Here is an 18,740-nt window from a genome sequence, read left to right as displayed (position 1 = left end):
ACGAGAGAGACGCCGTGAAACCCAGTCTGAGTTTCGAATTCTTTCCCTGCAAGACCGAAGCGGGCCACGAGAAGCTGATCGCCACAGCGCAGCAGCTGGCGAGCCACGGGCCGGAGTTCTTCTCCTGCACCTACGGCGCCGGCGGCTCCACCCGCGACGGTACCTATCGCACCGTGCGCCAGCTCAACGACGAGGTGGGCGTGCCGACCGCGCCGCACCTGTCGTGCGTCGGTGACAGCAAGGCCAAGCTGCGCGAGTTGCTGCAGCAGTACCGCGAAGCGGGCATCAACCGTATCGTCGCCCTGCGCGGCGACCTGCCCTCCGGCATGGGCCTGTCCGGCGGTGGCGAGTTGCGGCATGCCAGCGACCTGGTCGCCTTCATCCGCGAGGAGACCGGTGATCACTTCCATATCGAGGTCGCCGCCTATCCGGAAACCCATCCGCAGGCGCGCAGCTTTACGGACGACGTGCGCAATTTCGTGTACAAGATGGAGGCCGGTGCTGACCGCGCGGTCACCCAGTACTTCTTCAACGCCGATTGCTACTTCCATTTTGTGGAACGTGTCCGCAAACTGGGAGTCGAAGCTCCTGTGATCCCTGGCATCATGCCGATCACCAACTACAGCAAGTTGGCGCGCTTCTCGGATGCCTGCGGCGCTGAATTGCCTCGCTGGCTGCGGAAGCAACTGGAAGCCTACGGTGACGACACCCAGAGCATCCAGGCCTTCGGTGAAGAAGTCATGACCGCACTCTGCGAGCGTCTGCTCGAAGGCGGGGCACCCGGTGTGCACTTCTATACCCTGAACCAAGCGGAGCCGTGTATCGCCATCTGGCGAAACCTCGGTTTTTGAAGTCGGCCACGCGAATTGGCGGCGACTTCACCCAATCGTGACTACCGCTACCGGTCATCGCCCGACTCGTCATCCAGCGCAGGATGACGAGGGTGGGCGAGACATCCGAACTCTTCGGACGTCAGCCGGGAGCGCAACCGCGCCCCCACGTCGGCGGGACGCCGACAGAGACAGGAACCCCGCATGTCCTTCATTTCCCTCGGTCTCTCCGAGGCCCTTGCCCGCGCTGTGGAAGACGCTGGCTACACGAATCCCACCCCTGTTCAGCAACGCGCCATTCCGGCCGTCCTGCAGGGTCGCGATCTGATGGTGGCTGCCCAGACCGGCACCGGCAAGACCGGCGGCTTCGCCCTGCCGGTGCTCGAGCGCCTGTTTCCCAATGGCCATCCCGATGGGCACCACTATGTGGCCAAGCAGCCCCGCGTACTGGTGCTGACGCCGACCCGCGAACTGGCCGCCCAGGTCCATGACAGCTTCAAGGTCTACGCCCGCGACCTGCCCATGCGCAGTGCCTGCGTCTTCGGTGGTGTCGGCCTCAAGCCGCAGGTCACCGCCCTGGCCAAGGGCGTCGACGTGCTCGTCGCCTGCCCTGGCCGGCTGCTCGACCTCGCCGGCCAGCAGAGCGTCGACCTGTCCGCCGTCGAGATCCTGGTACTGGACGAAGCCGACCGCATGCTCGACATGGGTTTCATCCATGACGTGAAGAAGGTCCTGGCCCGCCTGCCCGCGCAGCGCCAGAACCTGCTGTTCTCGGCCACCTTCTCCAAGGACATCACCGACCTCGCCGGCAAGTTGCTGCAGGATCCCGAGCGGATCGAGGTCACCCCGCCGAACACCACCGTCGAGCGTATCGAGCAGCGGCTGTTCCGCATCCCGGCCAACCAGAAGCGCGCCCTGCTCGCCCACCTGATCACCCTGGGTGCCTGGGAACAGGTGCTGGTGTTCACCCGCACCAAGCACGGCGCCAATCGCCTGGCCGAGTACCTGAACAAGCACGGCCTGCCGGCCGCGCCGATCCATGGCAACAAGAGCCAGAATGCTCGCACCAAGGCCCTGGCCGACTTCAAGAGCAACGAAGTCCGGGTCCTGGTCGCCACCGATATCGCCGCCCGCGGCCTGGACATCGACCAGTTGCCGCACGTGGTCAACTTCGAGCTGCCCAACGTCGAGGAAGACTATGTCCACCGGATCGGCCGTACCGGCCGCGCCGGGCGCAGCGGCGAAGCCATCTCGCTGGTCGCGCCGGACGAAGAGAAGCTGCTCAAGGCCATCGAGCGCCTGACCAAGCAGAGCATCCCGGATGGCGACATGCAGGGCTTCGACCCGCAATCCGTGCCGCCGGAGCAGCCCGAGGTGCGCGCGCCGCGCGAGCCGCGTGGCAAGCCGCAGCAGCAGAATCGCCAGAAGAAGGCCGACAAGCCGGCGCGCAGCGAAGGCAAGAGCCAGGGCCAGGGCCAGAATCCCGGCCGCGCCGCCAGTGGCGAGCAGTCCGCCGCGCAGCCCCAGGGCGAGCGCAAGGGCCGTACCCGCAATCGTCGTGACCGCCGCGATCGCGATGACGCCGGTCAGGCCAACGCGCAACCCGCTCAGGCCGTGGCTCAGCAGCCGCGCGACCGTGACCCGGAAGAGTTCCTGGACGACGCCTACGATAACTTCGGTAACAGCGTCGACTACGTGAGCCCCTACCAGGGCAAGGGTCGCAAGGGCCCGCGCAGTGGCAACGGCGGCAACGGTGCCCGTCCGGCCGCCGCGACCGGCACTGGCCAACCGCGCCAGGGTCAGGGCCAGGGCGCCGCCCGTGGCCAGCGTGGCCAACAACAGCAGCAGCCTGGCAAGCGTCGCGGCCAGAACGGTCAGCCCCGCGCTGCCCGGCCGTACGAGTCCGCGCCCAGCGAGCCGCGCGCCTACGCCGCGGAAGAGCGGGCGTCGAACAAGCCGCAGCCGAAGATCGTGCACAAGCCGTCGCGGGCCGATCGCCTGCCGACCCTGGAGCAGCTGGAAGACCTGCCGAGCCGGCCGCGTGGCGAGAAGCCTGCGCTGCTGACGCGCAACCGCGAGGCCTGACGAGCACGGGCCGCGTCGGCGGCCCGCTTTCCAGGCAAAAATAAACCCCGCCATGGCGGGGTTCGTTTTTGGTGCGGCTAATCAGGCGTGCGCAGCGCGCAGGGCGTCGATATAGGGCTCGGCCTGGCGATGGCTGCGGATCAGCTCGATGAAGTCCTCACCCTGGGCATTGCGCGCATCCAAGTCGTAGCCCGCGTCGACGAAGAAGCCGACGAAGCGCTCGAAATCGTCCGGACGCAGCCCGCGATAGGCCTTGACCAGCTTGTGCAGAGACGCGGGGGTATCGTCCGCCGGCTCGACGTCGAGGAACAGCTTGATCTGCTCGTCACTGATCTCTTCACCGATGACCTGCTTTTTATCCTTGCGCATCCTTTAGCTACCTGTGCTGGGGGATTGTCGAAAAAGGGATCCCGATTCTAACCCCGCCTTCCGCCGGCCCGCCAGTGACAAAGCCGTGGCAATACCGCGACGCGGCGCAAAAGTTCAGTCGAATTGCGCACGCATCCAGCGGCGATAGACGGCGGCGTCGGCGGCCTCCTCGCGGGGCGCCCAATCCGGTCGTTCGCCCTCGCCCAGGGGCACGAAGGGGCCCGCCTTGCATTCGAAGAACAGGCAGTCGCCATCCAGGGCGACCAGGGCATGGTACTGGCCCGGTGCAAGATCGACGCCCAGGCAACCGGCCGCCACGGACAGCTCGCGGCGCAGCAGCACCTGGCCCGCCTCGTCGAAGGTCAGCAGCCCGAGGCGACCTTGCAGCACCAGCAGGCTCTCGGCCTTGCGCGGATCCAGGTGGCGATGGGGAGGTATGTAGCTGTCTTCGCACATGCCCACCACCAGCCGGTGGCAGGGCTCGTCCGGGGTGTGCAGGCTGTGGTGGGCACGCCGCCGCGGGCTGGTCGCCGCCTGCCCGAGCAGGTCGGCGAACAGCTGGCCGTCGAACAGCCGGGCGGTCACAGCCCCTTCACGGCATAGATGCCGGGGGCGTTGCGCCAATAGCCCTTGTAGTCCATGCCGTAGCCGAAGATGTAGCGATCGATGCAGGGCAGGCCGACATAGGTGGCTTCCAAACCCTTGACCTTGCGATCGTGGGTCTTGTCGATCAACACCGCGGTGTGCACCTGGCGCGCGCCGGCATGGCGGCAGAAGTCGATGATGGCCTTGAGGGTATGCCCCTCGTCGAAGATGTCGTCGACGATCAGCACATCGCGGTCGATGAAGGACACCTCGGGTTTGGCCTTCCAGAACAGTTCGCCGCCGGTGGTCTCGTTGCGATAGCGGGTGGCGTGCAGATAGGACATTTCCAGGGGGAAATTCAGCCGGGTGGCCAGCTTGCCGGTCAGGATCAGGCCGCCGTTCATGACGCAGAAGACCACCGGGTTGCGCTCGGCGAGATCGGCGGTGATCGCGGCGGCGAGCTGGTCGATGGCCGCTTCGACCTGGGCTTCGTCATAGAGGCAATCGGCCTCCTGCATCACCTGGCGGATGTGGGCGAGATCGGCGGACATGGGGCTTCTCCGGGGGACGGGGCGCCAGCCTCGCGGGCGGCGCGGATAAAAGGCGGCAAAGGTACAGACACCGCGGACCGATCTCAAGCGCCGGCAGGCGGCTAGTATTGTCGCAGGGTACTGCCCACCTCGAGTCGGATGCTTTAATGTACCGCGGTTTTTTTATTCGCCTGCCCTGTCCTGCGGCAAGCCTTCGGGCCGCCGGTCGTACCGACACCGCCCTCGTTCGCGGCGATCCGCTGCCCTACCGTCTCTGGAGAACCCCATGTCCGTCCACGAAATCCGCCATCCGCTCATCCGCCACAAGCTCGGCCTGATGCGGCGCGCCGACATCAGCACCAAGAACTTCCGCGAGCTGGCCCAGGAAGTGGGCGCCCTGCTCACCTACGAGGCGACCCAGGACCTGCCGGTGGAAACGGTGGACATCGAAGGCTGGTGCGGCACGGTGCCGGTGGAAAAGATCTCCGGCAAGAAGGTCACTGTGGTGCCCATCCTGCGCGCCGGCATCGGCATGCTCGATGGCGTGCTCAGCCTGATCCCCAGCGCCCGGGTCAGCGTCGTGGGCCTGGCCCGCAACGAATCCACCCTGCAGGCCCATACCTACCTGGAAAAGCTGGTGGGTGAACTGGACCAGCGGCTGGCGATGATCATCGACCCCATGCTGGCGACCGGCGGTTCCATGATCGCCACCATCGACCTGCTGAAGAAGGCCGGCGCCAAGGAAATCCGTGCCCTGGTGCTGGTCGCGGCGCCCGAGGGCATCGCCGCGGTCACCGAGGCCCATCCGGACGTGCGCCTCTACACCGCCTCCATCGACGAGCGCCTCAACGAGCACGGCTACATCCTGCCGGGCCTGGGCGATGCCGGCGACAAGATCTTCGGCACCAAGCAGAAGGACGCCTGAGCGTGGTCGCCAAAGAACCGCTCTGGCGGGAAATCCTCGTCGGCGCCCAGATGCTCTTCGTGGCCTTTGGCGCCCTGGTGCTGATGCCGCTGATCACCGGCATGGACCCCAACGTCGCGCTGTTCACCGCCGGCTTCGGCACCCTGCTGTTCCACCTGGTCACCGGCCGCCAGGTGCCGGTGTTCCTCGCATCGAGCTTCGCCTTCATCGCCCCCATCATCGCCGCCAAGGCCGAATTCGGCCTGCAGGGGGTGCTCGGGGGGGTGGTCGCGGCCGGCTTCGTCTACACCTTCCTGGGCCTGGCGGTGAAGCTGCGCGGCGTGGGCTTCATCGACCGGCTGCTACCCCCAGTGGTGATCGCCCCGGTGATCATCTCCATCGGCCTGGGCCTGTCGCCGGTGGCGGCCAACATGGCCATGGGCAAGGCCGGTGATGGCAGTGCCCAGCTGGTGCCCTACGCCACGGCGATGCTGATCTCCATGCCGGCGCTGGTCACCACCCTGCTGGTGGCCATCTACGGCAAGGGCATGTTCCGCCTGGTGCCCATCCTCGCCGGAGTGTTCGTCGGCTATGCGCTGGCCTTCGTCTTCGGCATCGTCCACACCGAGGGCATCGGCGCCGCGCCCTGGCTGGCGATCCCGGCCTTCGTCGCGCCGGAATTTCACTGGGGCGCCATCCTGTTCATGGTCCCGGTGGCCCTGGCGCCCGCCATCGAGCACGTCGGCGGGGTGATCGCGGTGGGCGGGGTGACCGGCAAGAACTACCTGAAGCAACCCGGCCTGCACCGCACCCTGCTCGGCGACGGTCTGGCGACCTCGTCCGCCGGTTTGTTCGGCGGGCCGCCGAACACCACCTACGCCGAGGTGACCGGCGCGGTGATGCTGACCAAGAACCACAATCCACGGGTCATGCTGTGGGCGGCGGGCTTCGCCATGGTGCTGGCCTTCGTCGGCAAGTTCGGTGCGGCGCTGCAGACCATCCCGGTGCCGGTGATGGGGGGCATCCTCTGCCTGCTGTTCGGCTCCATCGCGGTAGTGGGCCTGAACATCCTGATCCGCCACCAGGTGGACCTCTCCGAGGCGCGCAACCTGGTGATCGTCTCGGTGACCCTGGTGTTCGGCATCGGCGGCATCGTCTTCGGCAACGGCGAGATCGGCCTCAAGGGCATTTCCCTCTGCGGCCTGATCGCCATCGGCCTCAACCTGGTCCTGCCCGGGCACAACGCCTGGAAGAAGGACGCCGAGCCGCCGGAGCGCCCGCTGCTCTGACGGCTCGCAAGCCCAGGATGCCGCGCTAGGCCGGCATCCTGGGCTGTTCGATGGGCTGCGGCGGCAGCTCCGCTACCTCTTCGCAGAGTTCGACCAGGGCCTGCACCCAGGCCGGGTGGTCGTTGACGCAGGGGATGAGGACCAGCTCCTCGCCACCGGCTTCGATGAACTGCTCACGACCGCGATCGCCGATTTCTTCCAGGGTCTCGATGCAGTCGGCGACGAAGGCCGGGCACATCACCAGCAGGCGCTTCACGCCAGCCTTGGCCAGCTCGTCCAGCCGCGCCTCGGTGTAGGGCTCGATCCACTTGTCCTTGCCCAGCCGCGACTGGAAGGACACCGACCACTTGCCCGCCGGAATGCCCAGGCGCTTGGCCACCAGCTCGGCGGTGCGCTGGCACTGGCTGCGGTAGCACACAGCCAGGGCCTTGGCGCTGACCTTGCTGCTGTCGGGGGCGCGCAGGTCGTGCTTGCGATCCTTGACCAGCTTGCGGATGTGCCGCTCGGGCAGGCCGTGGAAGGACAGCAGCAGGTGGTCGTAGGGCTGCTCGAGATAGGGCTCGACACTGGCTGCCAGCGCCGCCTGGTATTCCGGGCGGTCGTAGAAGGGCGGCAGGATCTTCAGCGTCAGCGGTAGCTGGTGCTCCTCGATCACCCGTCGCGCCTCGACGATGGCGGTGGTGGTGGTGCTGTCGGCGAACTGCGGATAGAGCGGCGCATAGGTCACCTCGCGGATGCCCTGGCTGGCCAGGCGCTTGAGCACCGACTCCACCGAGGGCTCGCCGTATCTCATGCACAGCTCGACTGGCCCGTGCGGCCAGTGCGGGCGAACCGCCTCCTGCAGCCGGCGGCTGAGCACGATCAGTGGCGAGCCGTCGTCCCACCAGATCGACTCATAGGCCTCGGCCGAGGCTGCGGGTCGCTTGATCAGCACCAGCGACACCAGCAGCCGGCGCAGCGGCCAGGGCAGATCGACCACGTAGGGATCCATCAGGAACTGGTTGAGATAGCGCTTCACGTCGGGGACGTGGGGCGAATCGGGCGAACCCAGGTTGGCGAGCAGCAGAGCGTTGGCAGTCATCGTGAATCCTTGGCAGCGAGCAGGTCGGCAAGGGCCGCGTCCAGCTCGGGATAGCGAAAGACGTACCCGGCCGCGAGCAGGCGCTCGGGGCGGGCGCGCTGGCCACCCAGCAGGAGGATGGACAGCTCTCCCATCAGGCGCAGGGCGAAGGCGGGAATCAACAATCGCGCCGGGCGCCGCAAGGCCCGTCCCAGCACCTCGGTGAAGTCGCGGTTACGTACCGGCTGGGGGGCACAGAGATTATAGGGACCCTGGGCGTCGCTGCGGTTGAGAAGAAAATCGATGGCCCCGATTTGATCCTGTAAATGAATCCACGGCATCCATTGGCGTCCATTGCCCAGGCGCGCGCCCAGGCCGAAGCGGAAGGGTGGGAGCAGGCGCAGCAGGAAGCCATCGTCGGCGGCCAGCACCAGGCCGGTGCGCAGATTGACCACGCGGATCCCCAGTGCCTCGGCCTCGTTGGCCACCTGCTCCCAGGCCAGGCACAGCTCGCCGGCGAAGTCGGGACCGGCCAGGCTGTCCGTCTCGCTGACCGGCTTCTCGCCGCTGTCGCCATAGAAGCCGGTGGCCGAGCCGGACAGCAGTACCGCGGGTTTCTGCGGACGGCCACGCAGCCATTCGATCAGGCGCTCGGTGGTGCCGATGCGGCTCTGCCAGAGTTCGGCCTTGCGGCTGCGGGTCCAGGGCTTGTCGGCGATGGGCGCGCCGGCCAGGTTGACCACGGCGTCCAGGTGCTCGCCGTCCAGCGCCGCCAGTTGGGTGATGCCACGCACGCCGGGCCCGCATTCACGGGCCACCCGCGTCGGATCGCGACTGAGCACGGTGAGTTGGTGCCCGGCAGCCGCCCAGTGGCGGCACAGCGCACGGCCGATGAGTCCGGTGCCACCTGTCAGCAGGATATGCATGTCGTCACTTCCTTCTCGTATTGCCCTGTCGCCCGGATGCATCTGAACGAAGGGAAGAGGATTGTTTGGTATGGTCGTGGGTCGAAAGATCCAGAACGGTTGCCAGTCGTAGCCGTAGAGCCCTTGCGCACGCAAACGTTCGACAAGGGCGAATCGTCAGACAAGCGAGGTCCATCATGACTGCCCCTATCGCCATCGTTGGCGCAGGAATAGCCGGACTTTCCGCTGCCCAGACGCTGATTCGCGCCGGGCAGCAGGTCCAGATCTTCGACAAGAGCCGCGGCAGCGGCGGCCGCATGGCCAGCAAGAGAAGCGAGGCTGGTGCCCTCGACCTGGGTGCCCAGTACTTCACCGCGCGGGATCGGCGCTTCATCGACGCCCTCAACGAGTGGCGCCGCGCCGGCTGCGCCGCCGAGTGGAATCCGGTGCTCTACCAGTATCGCGATGGCCGCCTGAGCCCCTCCCAGGACGAACAGCCACGCTGGGTCGGGGTCCCGCGCATGAGCGCCATCACCCGCCACCTGCTGGCCGACCTGCCGGTCGCCTTCGACTGCCGCATCACCGAGGTCTTCCGCGGCGCCCAGCACTGGCACCTGCTCGACGCCAACGGCGAGACCCATGGGCCCTTCGCCCAGGTCATCATCGCCATGCCGGCACCCCAGGCCACCGCCCTGCTGTCCAGCGTACCCAAGCTGGCGGCCACCGTGGCCGGTGTCAGCATGGAGCCGACCTGGTCGGTGGCCCTGGCCTTCGCCACGCCCCTGCAGACGCCGGTGGAAGGCTGCTTCGTGCAGGGCAGCGAGCTCGACTGGCTGGCCCGCAATCGCTGCAAGCCCGAGCGCGACGCCACCCTGGACACCTGGGTGCTGCATGCCACCAGCGCCTGGAGCAAGGCGCACATCGACGCCTCCAAGGACGAGGTGATCGAACGTCTGCACGGCGCCTTCGCCGAGCTGATCGGCTGCCCGCTGCCGGCGCCGAGCTTCACCCTGGCCCATCGTTGGCTCTATGCCCGACCGGCACAACCACACCAGTGGGGCGCCCTGGCCGACCCCGACATGGGCGTCTTCGCCTGTGGCGACTGGTGTTCCAGTGGCCGGGTCGAGGGGGCGTGGTTGAGTGGTCATGAGGCGGCGCAACAGCTCCTGGGCAGTCTGGAATAAACGACGAAGCGCACGCCGTCCGTAACCTGCGGCGAATCTTTTACGGCAACCCCCTGTCGAAAGTTGCACGAAACTTGTACAAATAGGCAAACCTTGTACAAGAAAATACACGACAGGGGATCTCCATGTCTTACCTCGCTCCTTCCAGCCTGCCTCGTCCGCGCCTGGGTATCAGTGCCTGCCTGCTGGGTGACGAAGTCCGCTACAACGGCGGGCACAAGGAATCCCGGCTGTGCAGCCAGACCTTCGCCGAACATTTCGACTTCGTGCGGGTGTGCCCGGAAATGGCCGTTGGCCTGGGTACCCCGCGCGAACCTATCCGCCTGGTCGGCGACGTCCAGGCGCCGCGCGCCGTGGGGACGATGGATCCGAGCCTGGACGTGACCGCCGCCCTCACCGCCTACGGCGAGAAGCTGGCGGGTGAGCTCGGCGACCTCTCCGGTTTCATCTTCATGCAGAAGTCGCCGTCCTGCGGCATGGAGCGGGTCAAGGTCTATCACGCCAACGGCCAGGGTAGCGATCCCGAAGGCCGCGGCCTGTTCGCCGCCGCCATCATGCGTCTACGGCCGGACCTGCCGGTCGAGGAAGCGGGCCGCCTGAACGATCCGGTGCTGCGGGAAAACTTCGTCACCCGCGTCTTCGCCCATGCCCACTGGCTGCAACTGGTGCAACAAGGTCTGACGGCGCGCGCCCTGCTGTCCTATCATTCCCGCTACAAGTACCAGCTCATGGCCCACGATGCTCACCGCGCGCGCGCCCTCGGGCAACTGGTCGGCAGTATCGGCCAGCGCAACCTGGACGAGCTGGGCCAGGAGTACTTCAGTGGCCTGATGGCTGCGCTGAAAAAGTGCGCGACCCGTGGTACTCACTGCAATGTGCTCTATCATCTATTCGGGTACCTGCGTCGGGTGCTGAGCGACAGCGAGAAGCAGGAGATGCAGCTATTGATCGAGCAATACCACGACGGGATCGTCCCTCTGGTGGTGCCCCTGACGCTGCTCAAGCATCACTTCCGCCAGCATCCGGATCGTTATGTGAACGAGCAGGCCTATCTCCAACCGCACCCCGAACGTCTGAGTCTGCGAAATGCCATCTAGCGCTACCCTCCTGCCCGCGTCGCCAGACGGCGCAGACCAGGATTACCAGTCCGCCCTGCACGAGGGCTGGCTGCCCATCCGGGAAATCGCCCGGCGTACCGGCGTGAACGCCGTGACCCTGCGGGCTTGGGAGCGGCGCTATGGCCTGCTGGTACCCAAGCGCACGCCCAAGGGTCATCGACTCTACAGCGAGGCCCATGTCGTCCGGGTGCAGCAGATCCTCGCCTGGATCGCCCGCGGCGTGGCCGTCAGCCAGGTCAAGGGCCTGCTCGACGAACAGCGGCCGGCGGCGGTGCCCAGCGACACGCCCTGGCAGGGCATCCACCAGGAAATGATGGACGCCATCGGCCGGCTCGCCTCGCGGGCCCTGGACGAAGCCTACAACCGCGCTGCCTCGCTCTACCCACCCCGCGTCCTGCTGGACCAATTGCTCTCTCCGCTGTTGCGGGAACTGGAACGACTCAGCCAGGCCACCGACGACGGGCGCCTGCAGCAGGTGTTCTTCCAATCCTGGTTGCGCAGCAAGCTGGGCGCCCGGATCTACCATAGCCAGCACAGCCTGCGGGGCGCGCCCCTGGTACTGCTGAACCTGGACGATACCCCGATGAACGTGTCGCTGTGGCTCTGCGCCTGGCTGATCAGCGCGGCGGATTGCCCGGTGGAAGTGGTGGAGTGGTCGGTTCCGGTGGCCAACCTGGATCGCCTGGTCGAGCAGCTCGATCCCCGGGCGTTGATCCTCTGCCGCGACAGCCGTCCCGACAGCGACCTGCGGCGCCAACTGCAGGCCTTCGCCAACCGCCATGCGCGGCCCTGCCTGACCCTGGGCGCCCTGGGCGAATCCCTGACCGCCGACGCCGCACCGGCGCGCAGTCCGGGCGAGGCCTTCGATCGCCTGCAAGGCGCCGGACTCCTGCGTCGGGAACGCTATGCATGAGCCAGCTCGTCTGGCTCCGCACCGACCTGCGCACCCATGATCACCCTGCCCTCCACGCCGCTGCAGAACGGGGACCGGTAACCGCCGTCTTCCTGCTCAGTCCCGCGCAGTGGCAGGAGCACGACGAGGCGGCGGTCAAGGTCGACTTCTGGTTGCGCAATCTTGCCGCCCTCGGCAAGACACTCGAGGCGCTGAACATCCCGTTGCTGATCCGTAGCGCGGACCGCTGGGAGCAGGCGCCCGGGGTGCTGCTGGAGCTGGCCAGGGAACTCGGACTCGCCGACCTGCATTTCAACGACGAATACGGCCTGAACGAGGCAGCGCGCGACGACGCCGTGGCTCAGGCCTTCGCCGAGGCAGGCCTGGGGATACACCGCTACCTCGACCAGACCCTGTTCGCCCCGGGTACCGTCCTGACCAAGAGTGGCGGCTATTTCAAGGTCTTCGGGCAATTCAAGAAGACCTGTCTCGCGCGCCTGGAAACCGGGTTGCCCACGCCCCTGCCAGCCTCCGCCAAGCAGAAGCGGAGCTCTGTACCAGCCGATGAGTTGCCCCTTGTGATCGACGGCTTCGCCGCGCCCCCAGCCGAGGTCCAAACACTCTGGCCGGCCGGCGAAGAGGCAGCGCTCGGACGCCTGGCGGCCTTCATCAGCGACGACTTGGACGACTATCACCAGGCGCGCGACATTCCTGCCGAGCCCGGCACCAGCCAACTCTCGGCCTACCTGAACGCCGGGGTGCTGACCCCGCGCCAGTGCCTCCAGGCCGCGGTGCAGGCCAACCAGGGCCAGCTCAGCGGGGGTAGCCAGGGCGCCGCCACCTGGATCACCGAATTGCTCTGGCGCGAGTTCTATCGCCATGTGCTGGTGGGCTATCCCTGGGTGTCGCGCAACCAACCCTTCAACCGGGAACTCGCCGCCCTGCCCTGGCGTGACGATCCCGCGGGCCTCGAGGCCTGGCAGCAGGGGCGTACCGGCATCCCCATCATCGATGCGGCCATGCGCCAGCTGTTGCAGACCGGCTGGATGCACAACCGCATGCGCATGCTGACCGCCATGTTCCTCTGCAAGAACCTGCTGATCGACTGGCGTGAAGGTGAACGCTGGTTCATGCGCCACCTCATCGATGGCGACCTGGCCTCCAACAATGGCGGCTGGCAGTGGAGTGCCTCCACGGGTACCGACTCGGTGCCCTATTTCCGCGTGTTCAATCCCCATACCCAGGCGTTGAAGATCGATGCCCGGGGCGACTATGTGCGTACCTGGGTGCCAGAGCTGGCCGAGTTCAAGGGCAAGGCGGTGCACACCCCGGGGGGTCGCTACCTGTCACCGCTGGTGGACCTGGGCGAGAGTCGTGAGCGCGCCCTGGCTGCCTATCGCGGCATGGCGCGCCAGAAGACGGCAACGAAAAAGCCGGACTAAGTCCGGCTTTTTTCAGTCCAGCCCGGTCTACAGGCTGTGGCTGTAGAACAGCGCGTAGGACTCGATGCCATCGTTGGGCTGCTTGATGCCGGCGTTGGAATAGTGGGTGGCGCGGATGCCGACCCGCTGGGTCTCGCCGATCTTCACGCCCAGGCCGAGGCGGTCTTCGAAGTTGAAGGCCGAGCCCAGGTCCTGTTCGCCGACCTTGGTGCTGGAGAATACCGACACGCCGATACCGGCTTCGACGAAGGGCTTCAGGTAGCCATGGCCGAACTCGTAGACGAACACCGGCGCGAAGGACAGCGAATGCTGTGCGGAGGAATGGTCACTCTCGCCTTCCCAGTAGGTGTAGCCCGCGTCCCAGTAGCCGGTCAGGCGACCCGTGGAGCTTTCCCACCAGCTCTTGTCCCAGTTCCAGCCGGCACCAATGCGATAGGTCATGCCGCTCTGGCTGGTCGCCCCGACCGCGCCAGTGATTTCCGCGGCCTGCACCGACGCCACTCCGCCGAGCGAAAGCGCGGCGGCTACTGCGAAGGAAAGCAATTTGTTCATGAGAGTGCCCTTGTGGATGTTTCTAATTTTTACGAACCGCCAGCATTGACCCTGAAGGCGTGAAGGGGTTCACAGGCTAGGCGATTTTACCTACAGGTCTGGATGCTAGTCGTTGGGCGAAATTTTGGCGAGCGAAACGCGCGCAGAAAGTCAGACGAACGCCTTTACCTCGGCGCCTGAGGGCCACAACTGGGGTAGCACCTTGGCCAGGGCCGCGGGGGCGCCCGAAGTCCAGACTCGGGTAGGACCAGCCGGACCCTTGGCCAGGTGGTCATTCAGCACCAGCAGACTTTGCAGACGGCGCGCCACGGCTGCGCCGGTGTCCACCAGGATGACGTCCGGCGGTACCAGGTCGGCCAGCAAGGGGCGCAGGAAGGGATAGTGGGTGCAACCCAGGATCAGGGTATCGCAGCCCGCTGCCAGCAGCGGTGCCAGGAAGCCCTGCAGCAGCCTGCGGGTCTCGGGTCCCTGCAGATCACCCCGCTCCACCTGCTCCACCAGCCCCGGGCAGGGTTGGGTGAGCACCTGGACGCCCAGGGCGAATCTGTCCAGCAGGGCCGCGAACTTGGCGCTCTGCAGCGTTCCGGTGGTCGCCAGCACCCCGACCAGGCCGTTGCGGGTGGCCGCGGCTGCCGGCTTGACCGCCGGCTCCATGCCGACGATGGGCCAGCCGGGATAGCGCTCGCGCAGGTCGGCGACCGCGGCCACCGTGGCCGTGTTGCAGGCCACCACCAGGGCCTTGGCGCCCTGGGCATGCAGCCGCGCGGCGATCAGCTGGCAGCGCTCGCGAATGAAGGCCGGCGTCTTCTCGCCATAGGGGATATGGCCGCAATCGGCCACGTAATGCAGGGTTTCCGCCGGCAGCAGCCGCTGGATCTCCGCCAGCACCGACAGGCCGCCGACGCCCGAGTCGAAGACTCCGATCGGTGCCTCGTCAGCCATGGCGCGCGCCGCACACGGGGCAACCCGGATCGCGCTTGACGCGCAATTCGCGGAAGCGACTGCCCGCCGCATCCACCAGCAGCAGCCGCCCCACCAGCGGCTCGCCGAAGTTGGCCAGCAATTTCAGGGCCTCCAGTGCCTGCAGGCTGCCCACCAGGCCCACCACCGGCCCCAGCACCCCGGCCTCGCTGCAGCTGAGCTCCGCCTCGCTGCCCTCGCCGTAGAGGCAGTGGTAGCAGGGACTATCGGGGCGGCGTGGATCGAAGACGCTGAGCTGGCCTTCCAGGCGAATGGCCGCGCCGCTCACCAGCGGCCGGCCCGTGGCGACACAGGCCGCGTTCACCGCGGCCCGAGTGGTGAAATTGTCGGAGCAATCCAGCACCAGATCGACCGCCGCCACCCGCGCCGCCAGGCTGTCGGCATCCAGCGCCTCGCGCAGCGGCACCAGGCGCACCTCGGGATTGAGCGCCGCGAGGCGTTGCAGCGCCGAATCCACCTTGCCCTGGCCGATGCGGCTTTCGTCGTGCAACACCTGGCGCTGCAGATTGCTCAGGTCGACCCGGTCGAAGTCGGCCAGGTGCAATTCGCCGACGCCGGCCGCGGCCAGGTAGAGCGCCACCGGCGAACCCAGGCCGCCGAGGCCGACGATAAGCACCCTGGACGCCTTCAGCCGCAGCTGCCCGGCGATGTCCACCTGGGCCAGCAGGATCTGCCGGCTGTAGCGCAGCAGTTCGCCGTCGCTCAGCATGGCCAGCGACCGCCGCTGATGCGTTCGTGACCAGCCAGGTCCTGGCGACTCTCGACTTCGGCGAAGCCCCGGCGCACCAGCAGCTCGCGTACCGCGGCAGCCTGCTCGAAGCCATGCTCCAGCCACAGCCAGCCGCCGGGCTGCAGGTGGTCGGGGGCCGCCGCGACCAGCTCGCGGAGGTCGTCCAGGCCATCGCCACCGGCAACCAGGGCACTGCGCGGCTCGAAGCGCACGTCGCCCTCGTCCAGATGGTGATCGCTGCCGGCGATATAGGGAGGGTTGCTGAGGATCAGCGCGAAACGCTGCCCGGTGAGGGCGGCGAACCAATGACTTTCGACAAAGCGGACATTGCCCAGCCGCAGCCGCTCGGCATTGCGCTGCGCCAAGGCGACCGCCGCCGGGATACGATCCACGCCGCTGACCCGCCAGCGCGGCCGCTCGTGGGCCAGGGCCAGGGCGATGGCGCCGGTCCCCGTCCCAAGGTCCAGCACCTGCACCTCGTCCGCCAGCGGCAGCGCCAGGGCGGTCTCCACCAGCACCTCGGTGTCGGGACGCGGGATCAGAGTGTCGGGGCTGACCTCCAGGTCCAGCGACCAGAAGCCCTGGTGGCCGAGGATGTAGGCCACCGGCTCACCCTGGCGACGGCGCTCCAGGTCGGCCTGGAAGCGTGCCAGGGCCTCGCGCGACACCAGCTTTTCCGGCCAGGTGCGCAGGTAGCTGCGCGGCTTGTCCAGCGCGGCGGCCAGCAGCAGTTCCACGTCGAGGCGGGCACTGGGCGAGGTGGGCAACTGGGTTTCGCGCAACAACGCGCCGATGGTGGCCATGGCTCAGTCTCCCAGGGCTGCCAGCTGGTCGGCCTGGTATTCCTGCAGCAACGGGTCGATGACCTGCTGGACATCGCCGTTGACCACCTCGCCCAGCGAATAGAGGGTCAGGTTGATGCGGTGATCGGTCACCCGGCCCTGGGGGAAGTTGTAGGTGCGGATGCGCTCGGAGCGGTCGCCCGAGCCCACCAGCAGCCGGCGGGTGTCGGACATTTCCTTGTGCGCCGCCGCGTCCTGCTGGTCATTCAGCTTGGCCGACAGCCAGGCCATGGCCTTGGCGCGGTTCTTGTGCTGCGAACGCTCTTCCTGGCACTCCACCACGATGCCGGTGGGCAGGTGGGTGATGCGCACCGCCGAGTCGGTCTTGTTGACGTGCTGCCCACCCGCGCCGGAGGAACGATAGGTGTCGACGCGCAGGTCGGCCGGATTGATCTCGATGGCCTGCTGCTCGTCGGGCTCGGGCAGCACCGCCACGGTGCAGGCCGAGGTGTGGATGCGGCCCTGGGATTCGGTCTCGGGTACGCGCTGTACCCGGTGCGCGCCGGACTCGAACTTGAGCTTGGCGTAGACGTTGTCGCCCTCGACCCGGGCGATGACTTCCTTGAAGCCGCCGTGCTCGCCTTCGTTCTCCGAAAGCACCTCTAAGCGCCAGCCCTGGCGCTCGGCGTAGCGCGAATACATGCGGAACAGGTCGCCGGCGAAGATCGCCGCCTCGTCGCCACCGGTACCGGCACGGATTTCCAGGAAGACGTTACGGCCGTCGTTGGGATCCTTGGGCAGCATCATGCGCTGCAGCTCGTCTTCCAGTTCCTGCAGCCGCGCCTTGGCGCTGGCCACCTCTTCCTCGGCCATCTCGCGCAGGTCGGGATCGCTGTCCTTGAGCAGGGCCTGGGCACCCTCCAGGTCGGCCTGCACCTTACGGTATTCGGTGAACGCCTGGCTGACCGGCTCGAGTTCGGCGTATTCCTTGGAATAGGCGCGGAACTGGGTCTGGTCGCTGATGACTTCGGCGTCGCCCAACAGCGCGGTCAGCTCCTCGAAGCGGTCCTGCAGACCGTCGAGCTTGTGCAACAGAGAGGTCTTCATGTCTTGTCCAAACCCTCGTCGAGGGCGAAGAGTTCCTGAGCCAGGGTCAGCGCGTCGACGCGCCCCTCGGCGGATAGTTTCTTGAGCTGCACGCTGGGGGCGTGCATCAGCTTGTTAGTCAGGCTGCGCGCCAGGGCCGCGAGGGCCTCCTGGGGATCGGCGCCGTTGGCCAGCTGCCGCTGGGCGCGGGCCAGCTCGTCGTCGCGGATCTGCTCGCCCTGCTGGCGATAGGCCCGCACCACGTCGACCGCGGCGCGCTCGCGCAGCCGCTGCATGAAATCCTCGACCCCGGCCAACACCAGCTTTTCGGCGGCCTGGGCGGCGCCCTGGCGACTCTTGAGATTCTCGGCCACCACCTCGTGCAGGTCGTCCACCGTATAGAGGTAGACGTCCTCCAGCTCGCTCACCTCCGGCTCGATGTCGCGCGGCACGGCGATGTCGACCATGAAGATGGGCTTGTGCCGCCGCTGCTTGAGCGCCCGCTCCACCGCGCCCTTGCCGAGGATGGGCAACTGGCTGGCGGTGGAACTGATGACGATGTCGCTGTTGACCAGTTCGTCGGGAATGTCGGCCAGCAGCACGGTATGGGCGCCGAATTCCTCGGCCAGGTGGCTGGCCCGCTCCAGGGTGCGGTTGGCGACGACGATGCGGCGCACGCCCTGCTCATGGAGATGGCGGGCGACCAGGGTGATGGTCTCGCCGGCGCCGATCAGCAGCGCCTGGCTGCGGCTGAGGTCGCTGAAGATCTGCTTGGCCAGGCTGACCGCGGCGAAGGCCACCGACACCGGGTTCTCGCCGATCGCCGTATCGGTGCGCACCGCCTTGGCGGTGTTGAAGGTGGCCTGGAACAACCGTCCCAACAGCGGGCCGACGGTGCCGGCCTCGCGCGCCACGGCGTAGGCCGACTTCAGCTGGCCGAGGATCTGCGGCTCGCCCAGCACCATGGAATCCAGCCCCGCCGCCACCCGCATCATGTGCCGCACCGCGGCTTCGTCCTGGTGCAGGTAGATGCTGGCACGCAGGTCTTCCAGGGGTACCCGGTGGTACTGGGCGAGCCAGGCCAGCACGGCGTCCGCCAGACTGGGCTCCACCTCCAGGTAGAGTTCGCTGCGGTTGCAGGTGGAGAGAATGGCGGCTTCCCGGCTGTGGGTCGCCTGCTCCAGCTGGCGCAGGGCCTCGACCGTCTGTTCCGGGGTGAAAGCCACGCGTTCGCGCACCTCAACCGAGGCGGTCTTGTGATTGATGCCGAGCGCGAGAAAGGCCATGGACGCAAGCAGTCGAACGGATGGGAAAGCCGAACATTGTCCTACGCGCGAGCGGTGGCGACAACCAGCAGCGACGAGCCGTCGGACAATCGCCGTCATAGCCTGGGCGAATGAATCTTGCCGGGCAAAA

At 67.2% G+C, this 18,740-nt stretch carries 19 protein-coding genes; 8 read left to right on the top strand and 11 right to left on the bottom strand.

Annotated features, from left to right (window positions below):
- The first annotated feature begins 14 nt into the window (after nt 1-14).
- Together metF and FSV73_RS10490 are read left to right on the top strand one after the other, a co-directional pair.
- On the top strand, nt 15-851 hold the full coding sequence (gene metF, locus FSV73_RS10495) for a methylenetetrahydrofolate reductase [NAD(P)H] (RefSeq protein WP_145007479.1): 837 nt from the start codon (nt 15-17) through the stop codon (nt 849-851).
- A 183-nt stretch (nt 852-1,034) separates the two neighbouring features.
- Nucleotides 1,035-2,915: a DEAD/DEAH box helicase gene (locus FSV73_RS10490; RefSeq protein WP_145007477.1), complete on the top strand. Its 1,881-nt coding sequence runs from the start codon at nt 1,035-1,037 to the stop codon at nt 2,913-2,915.
- Nucleotides 2,916-2,996: 81 nt separating this feature from the next.
- Here the strand turns inward: FSV73_RS10490 and FSV73_RS10485 are convergent, their stop codons facing one another.
- The 3 genes from FSV73_RS10485 to FSV73_RS10475 all read right to left on the bottom strand — a co-directional run bounded on the left by FSV73_RS10485 (nt 2,997) and on the right by FSV73_RS10475 (nt 4,420).
- Entirely contained in the window at nt 2,997-3,284 is a 288-nt protein-coding gene (locus FSV73_RS10485; RefSeq protein ID WP_145007475.1) for a PA4642 family protein, read from the bottom strand.
- 114 nt (nt 3,285-3,398) lie between these two features.
- A complete protein-coding gene (locus FSV73_RS10480) occupies nt 3,399-3,869 on the bottom strand; it encodes a WbuC family cupin fold metalloprotein (RefSeq protein WP_145007473.1) in 471 nt (156 codons plus the stop codon).
- The gene (locus tag FSV73_RS10475; protein WP_145007470.1) at nt 3,866-4,420 is read right to left on the bottom strand and encodes a hypoxanthine-guanine phosphoribosyltransferase; all 555 of its coding nucleotides are present in this window, start codon (nt 4,418-4,420) and stop codon (nt 3,866-3,868) included. Before FSV73_RS10475 ends, FSV73_RS10480 begins: the two co-directional genes overlap by 4 nt.
- A gap of 265 nt (nt 4,421-4,685) precedes the next feature.
- Here FSV73_RS10475 and upp point away from each other — a divergent pair, with 265 nt between their 5' ends.
- Nucleotides 4,686-5,324, top strand: coding sequence for a uracil phosphoribosyltransferase (upp, locus tag FSV73_RS10470; RefSeq protein WP_145007469.1), 639 nt, complete (start codon nt 4,686-4,688; stop codon nt 5,322-5,324).
- A 2-nt stretch (nt 5,325-5,326) separates the two neighbouring features.
- Nucleotides 5,327-6,592, top strand: coding sequence for a uracil-xanthine permease family protein (locus FSV73_RS10465; protein ID WP_145007467.1), 1,266 nt, complete (start codon nt 5,327-5,329; stop codon nt 6,590-6,592).
- Between the two features lie 25 nt (nt 6,593-6,617).
- Here the strand turns inward: FSV73_RS10465 and hemH are convergent, their stop codons facing one another.
- Nucleotides 6,618-7,673 (bottom strand): ferrochelatase, encoded by a 1,056-nt coding sequence (gene hemH / locus FSV73_RS10460; protein WP_145007465.1) that lies wholly within the window; start codon nt 7,671-7,673, stop codon nt 6,618-6,620.
- A complete protein-coding gene (locus FSV73_RS10455) occupies nt 7,670-8,578 on the bottom strand; it encodes a TIGR01777 family oxidoreductase (RefSeq protein ID WP_145007463.1) in 909 nt (302 codons plus the stop codon). Before FSV73_RS10455 ends, hemH begins: the two co-directional genes overlap by 4 nt.
- A 152-nt stretch (nt 8,579-8,730) precedes the next feature.
- On the opposite strand from FSV73_RS10455, the gene FSV73_RS10450 reads away from it, so the two are divergent.
- From FSV73_RS10450 to FSV73_RS10435, 4 genes are all read left to right on the top strand, one after another.
- Complete coding sequence (locus FSV73_RS10450) at nt 8,731-9,741, top strand: NAD(P)/FAD-dependent oxidoreductase (protein ID WP_367575534.1); 1,011 nt, start codon at nt 8,731-8,733, stop codon at nt 9,739-9,741.
- A gap of 125 nt (nt 9,742-9,866) precedes the next feature.
- Complete coding sequence (locus tag FSV73_RS10445; protein WP_145007460.1) at nt 9,867-10,838, top strand: YbgA family protein; 972 nt, start codon at nt 9,867-9,869, stop codon at nt 10,836-10,838.
- A complete protein-coding gene (locus FSV73_RS10440; RefSeq protein ID WP_260856058.1) occupies nt 10,828-11,772 on the top strand; it encodes a MerR family transcriptional regulator in 945 nt (314 codons plus the stop codon). Before FSV73_RS10445 ends, FSV73_RS10440 begins: the two co-directional genes overlap by 11 nt.
- A complete protein-coding gene (locus FSV73_RS10435) occupies nt 11,769-13,193 on the top strand; it encodes a cryptochrome/photolyase family protein (protein ID WP_145007458.1) in 1,425 nt (474 codons plus the stop codon). The genes FSV73_RS10440 and FSV73_RS10435 overlap by 4 nt, the downstream gene beginning before the upstream one ends.
- Before the next feature lie 27 nt (nt 13,194-13,220).
- Here the strand turns inward: FSV73_RS10435 and FSV73_RS10430 are convergent, their stop codons facing one another.
- From FSV73_RS10430 to hemA, 6 genes are all read right to left on the bottom strand, one after another.
- Complete coding sequence (locus FSV73_RS10430) at nt 13,221-13,745, bottom strand: acyloxyacyl hydrolase (RefSeq protein ID WP_145007456.1); 525 nt, start codon at nt 13,743-13,745, stop codon at nt 13,221-13,223.
- A 150-nt stretch (nt 13,746-13,895) separates the two neighbouring features.
- Complete coding sequence (gene murI / locus FSV73_RS10425) at nt 13,896-14,687, bottom strand: glutamate racemase (protein ID WP_145007454.1); 792 nt, start codon at nt 14,685-14,687, stop codon at nt 13,896-13,898.
- The gene (locus FSV73_RS10420) at nt 14,680-15,435 is read right to left on the bottom strand and encodes a molybdopterin-synthase adenylyltransferase MoeB (RefSeq protein WP_145007452.1); all 756 of its coding nucleotides are present in this window, start codon (nt 15,433-15,435) and stop codon (nt 14,680-14,682) included. The genes murI and FSV73_RS10420 overlap by 8 nt, the downstream gene beginning before the upstream one ends.
- The gene (gene prmC / locus FSV73_RS10415) at nt 15,429-16,259 is read right to left on the bottom strand and encodes a peptide chain release factor N(5)-glutamine methyltransferase (RefSeq protein ID WP_145007451.1); all 831 of its coding nucleotides are present in this window, start codon (nt 16,257-16,259) and stop codon (nt 15,429-15,431) included. The genes FSV73_RS10420 and prmC overlap by 7 nt, the downstream gene beginning before the upstream one ends.
- Before the next feature lie 3 nt (nt 16,260-16,262).
- Nucleotides 16,263-17,345 carry a peptide chain release factor 1 gene (gene prfA, locus FSV73_RS10410; protein WP_145007449.1) on the bottom strand — a complete coding sequence of 361 codons (1,083 nt, stop codon included), beginning with the start codon at nt 17,343-17,345 and terminating at the stop codon, nt 16,263-16,265.
- Entirely contained in the window at nt 17,342-18,610 is a 1,269-nt protein-coding gene (gene hemA / locus FSV73_RS10405) for a glutamyl-tRNA reductase (RefSeq protein ID WP_145007447.1), read from the bottom strand. Before hemA ends, prfA begins: the two co-directional genes overlap by 4 nt.
- Nucleotides 18,611-18,740: the final 130 nt, after the last annotated feature.

The sequence above is a fragment of the Pseudomonas oryzihabitans genome (assembly GCF_007665395.1).
Classification (GTDB): Bacteria; Pseudomonadota; Gammaproteobacteria; order Pseudomonadales; family Pseudomonadaceae; genus Chryseomonas; species Chryseomonas psychrotolerans_C.
This window is presented reverse-complemented; position numbering and strand designations above follow the sequence as displayed.

What these genes read in the sequence shown, in the direction of transcription:
- upp (WP_145007469.1), top strand. Translation starts at nt 4,686, where the DNA reads ATGTCCGTCCACGAAATCCGCCATCCGCTCATCCGCCACAAGCTCGGC.
- murI (WP_145007454.1), bottom strand. Translation starts at nt 14,687, where the DNA reads ATGGCTGACGAGGCACCGATCGGAGTCTTCGACTCGGGCGTCGGCGGC.
- FSV73_RS10420 (WP_145007452.1), bottom strand. Translation starts at nt 15,435, where the DNA reads ATGCTGAGCGACGGCGAACTGCTGCGCTACAGCCGGCAGATCCTGCTG.
- FSV73_RS10475 (WP_145007470.1), bottom strand. Translation starts at nt 4,420, where the DNA reads ATGTCCGCCGATCTCGCCCACATCCGCCAGGTGATGCAGGAGGCCGAT.
- hemH (WP_145007465.1), bottom strand. Translation starts at nt 7,673, where the DNA reads ATGACTGCCAACGCTCTGCTGCTCGCCAACCTGGGTTCGCCCGATTCG.
- hemA (WP_145007447.1), bottom strand. Translation starts at nt 18,610, where the DNA reads ATGGCCTTTCTCGCGCTCGGCATCAATCACAAGACCGCCTCGGTTGAG.
- FSV73_RS10445 (WP_145007460.1), top strand. Translation starts at nt 9,867, where the DNA reads ATGTCTTACCTCGCTCCTTCCAGCCTGCCTCGTCCGCGCCTGGGTATC.
- FSV73_RS10455 (WP_145007463.1), bottom strand. Translation starts at nt 8,578, where the DNA reads ATGCATATCCTGCTGACAGGTGGCACCGGACTCATCGGCCGTGCGCTG.
- FSV73_RS10440 (WP_260856058.1), top strand. Translation starts at nt 10,828, where the DNA reads ATGCCATCTAGCGCTACCCTCCTGCCCGCGTCGCCAGACGGCGCAGAC.
- prmC (WP_145007451.1), bottom strand. Translation starts at nt 16,259, where the DNA reads ATGGCCACCATCGGCGCGTTGTTGCGCGAAACCCAGTTGCCCACCTCG.
- prfA (WP_145007449.1), bottom strand. Translation starts at nt 17,345, where the DNA reads ATGAAGACCTCTCTGTTGCACAAGCTCGACGGTCTGCAGGACCGCTTC.
- FSV73_RS10490 (WP_145007477.1), top strand. Translation starts at nt 1,035, where the DNA reads ATGTCCTTCATTTCCCTCGGTCTCTCCGAGGCCCTTGCCCGCGCTGTG.
- FSV73_RS10430 (WP_145007456.1), bottom strand. Translation starts at nt 13,745, where the DNA reads ATGAACAAATTGCTTTCCTTCGCAGTAGCCGCCGCGCTTTCGCTCGGC.
- FSV73_RS10435 (WP_145007458.1), top strand. Translation starts at nt 11,769, where the DNA reads ATGAGCCAGCTCGTCTGGCTCCGCACCGACCTGCGCACCCATGATCAC.
- FSV73_RS10485 (WP_145007475.1), bottom strand. Translation starts at nt 3,284, where the DNA reads ATGCGCAAGGATAAAAAGCAGGTCATCGGTGAAGAGATCAGTGACGAG.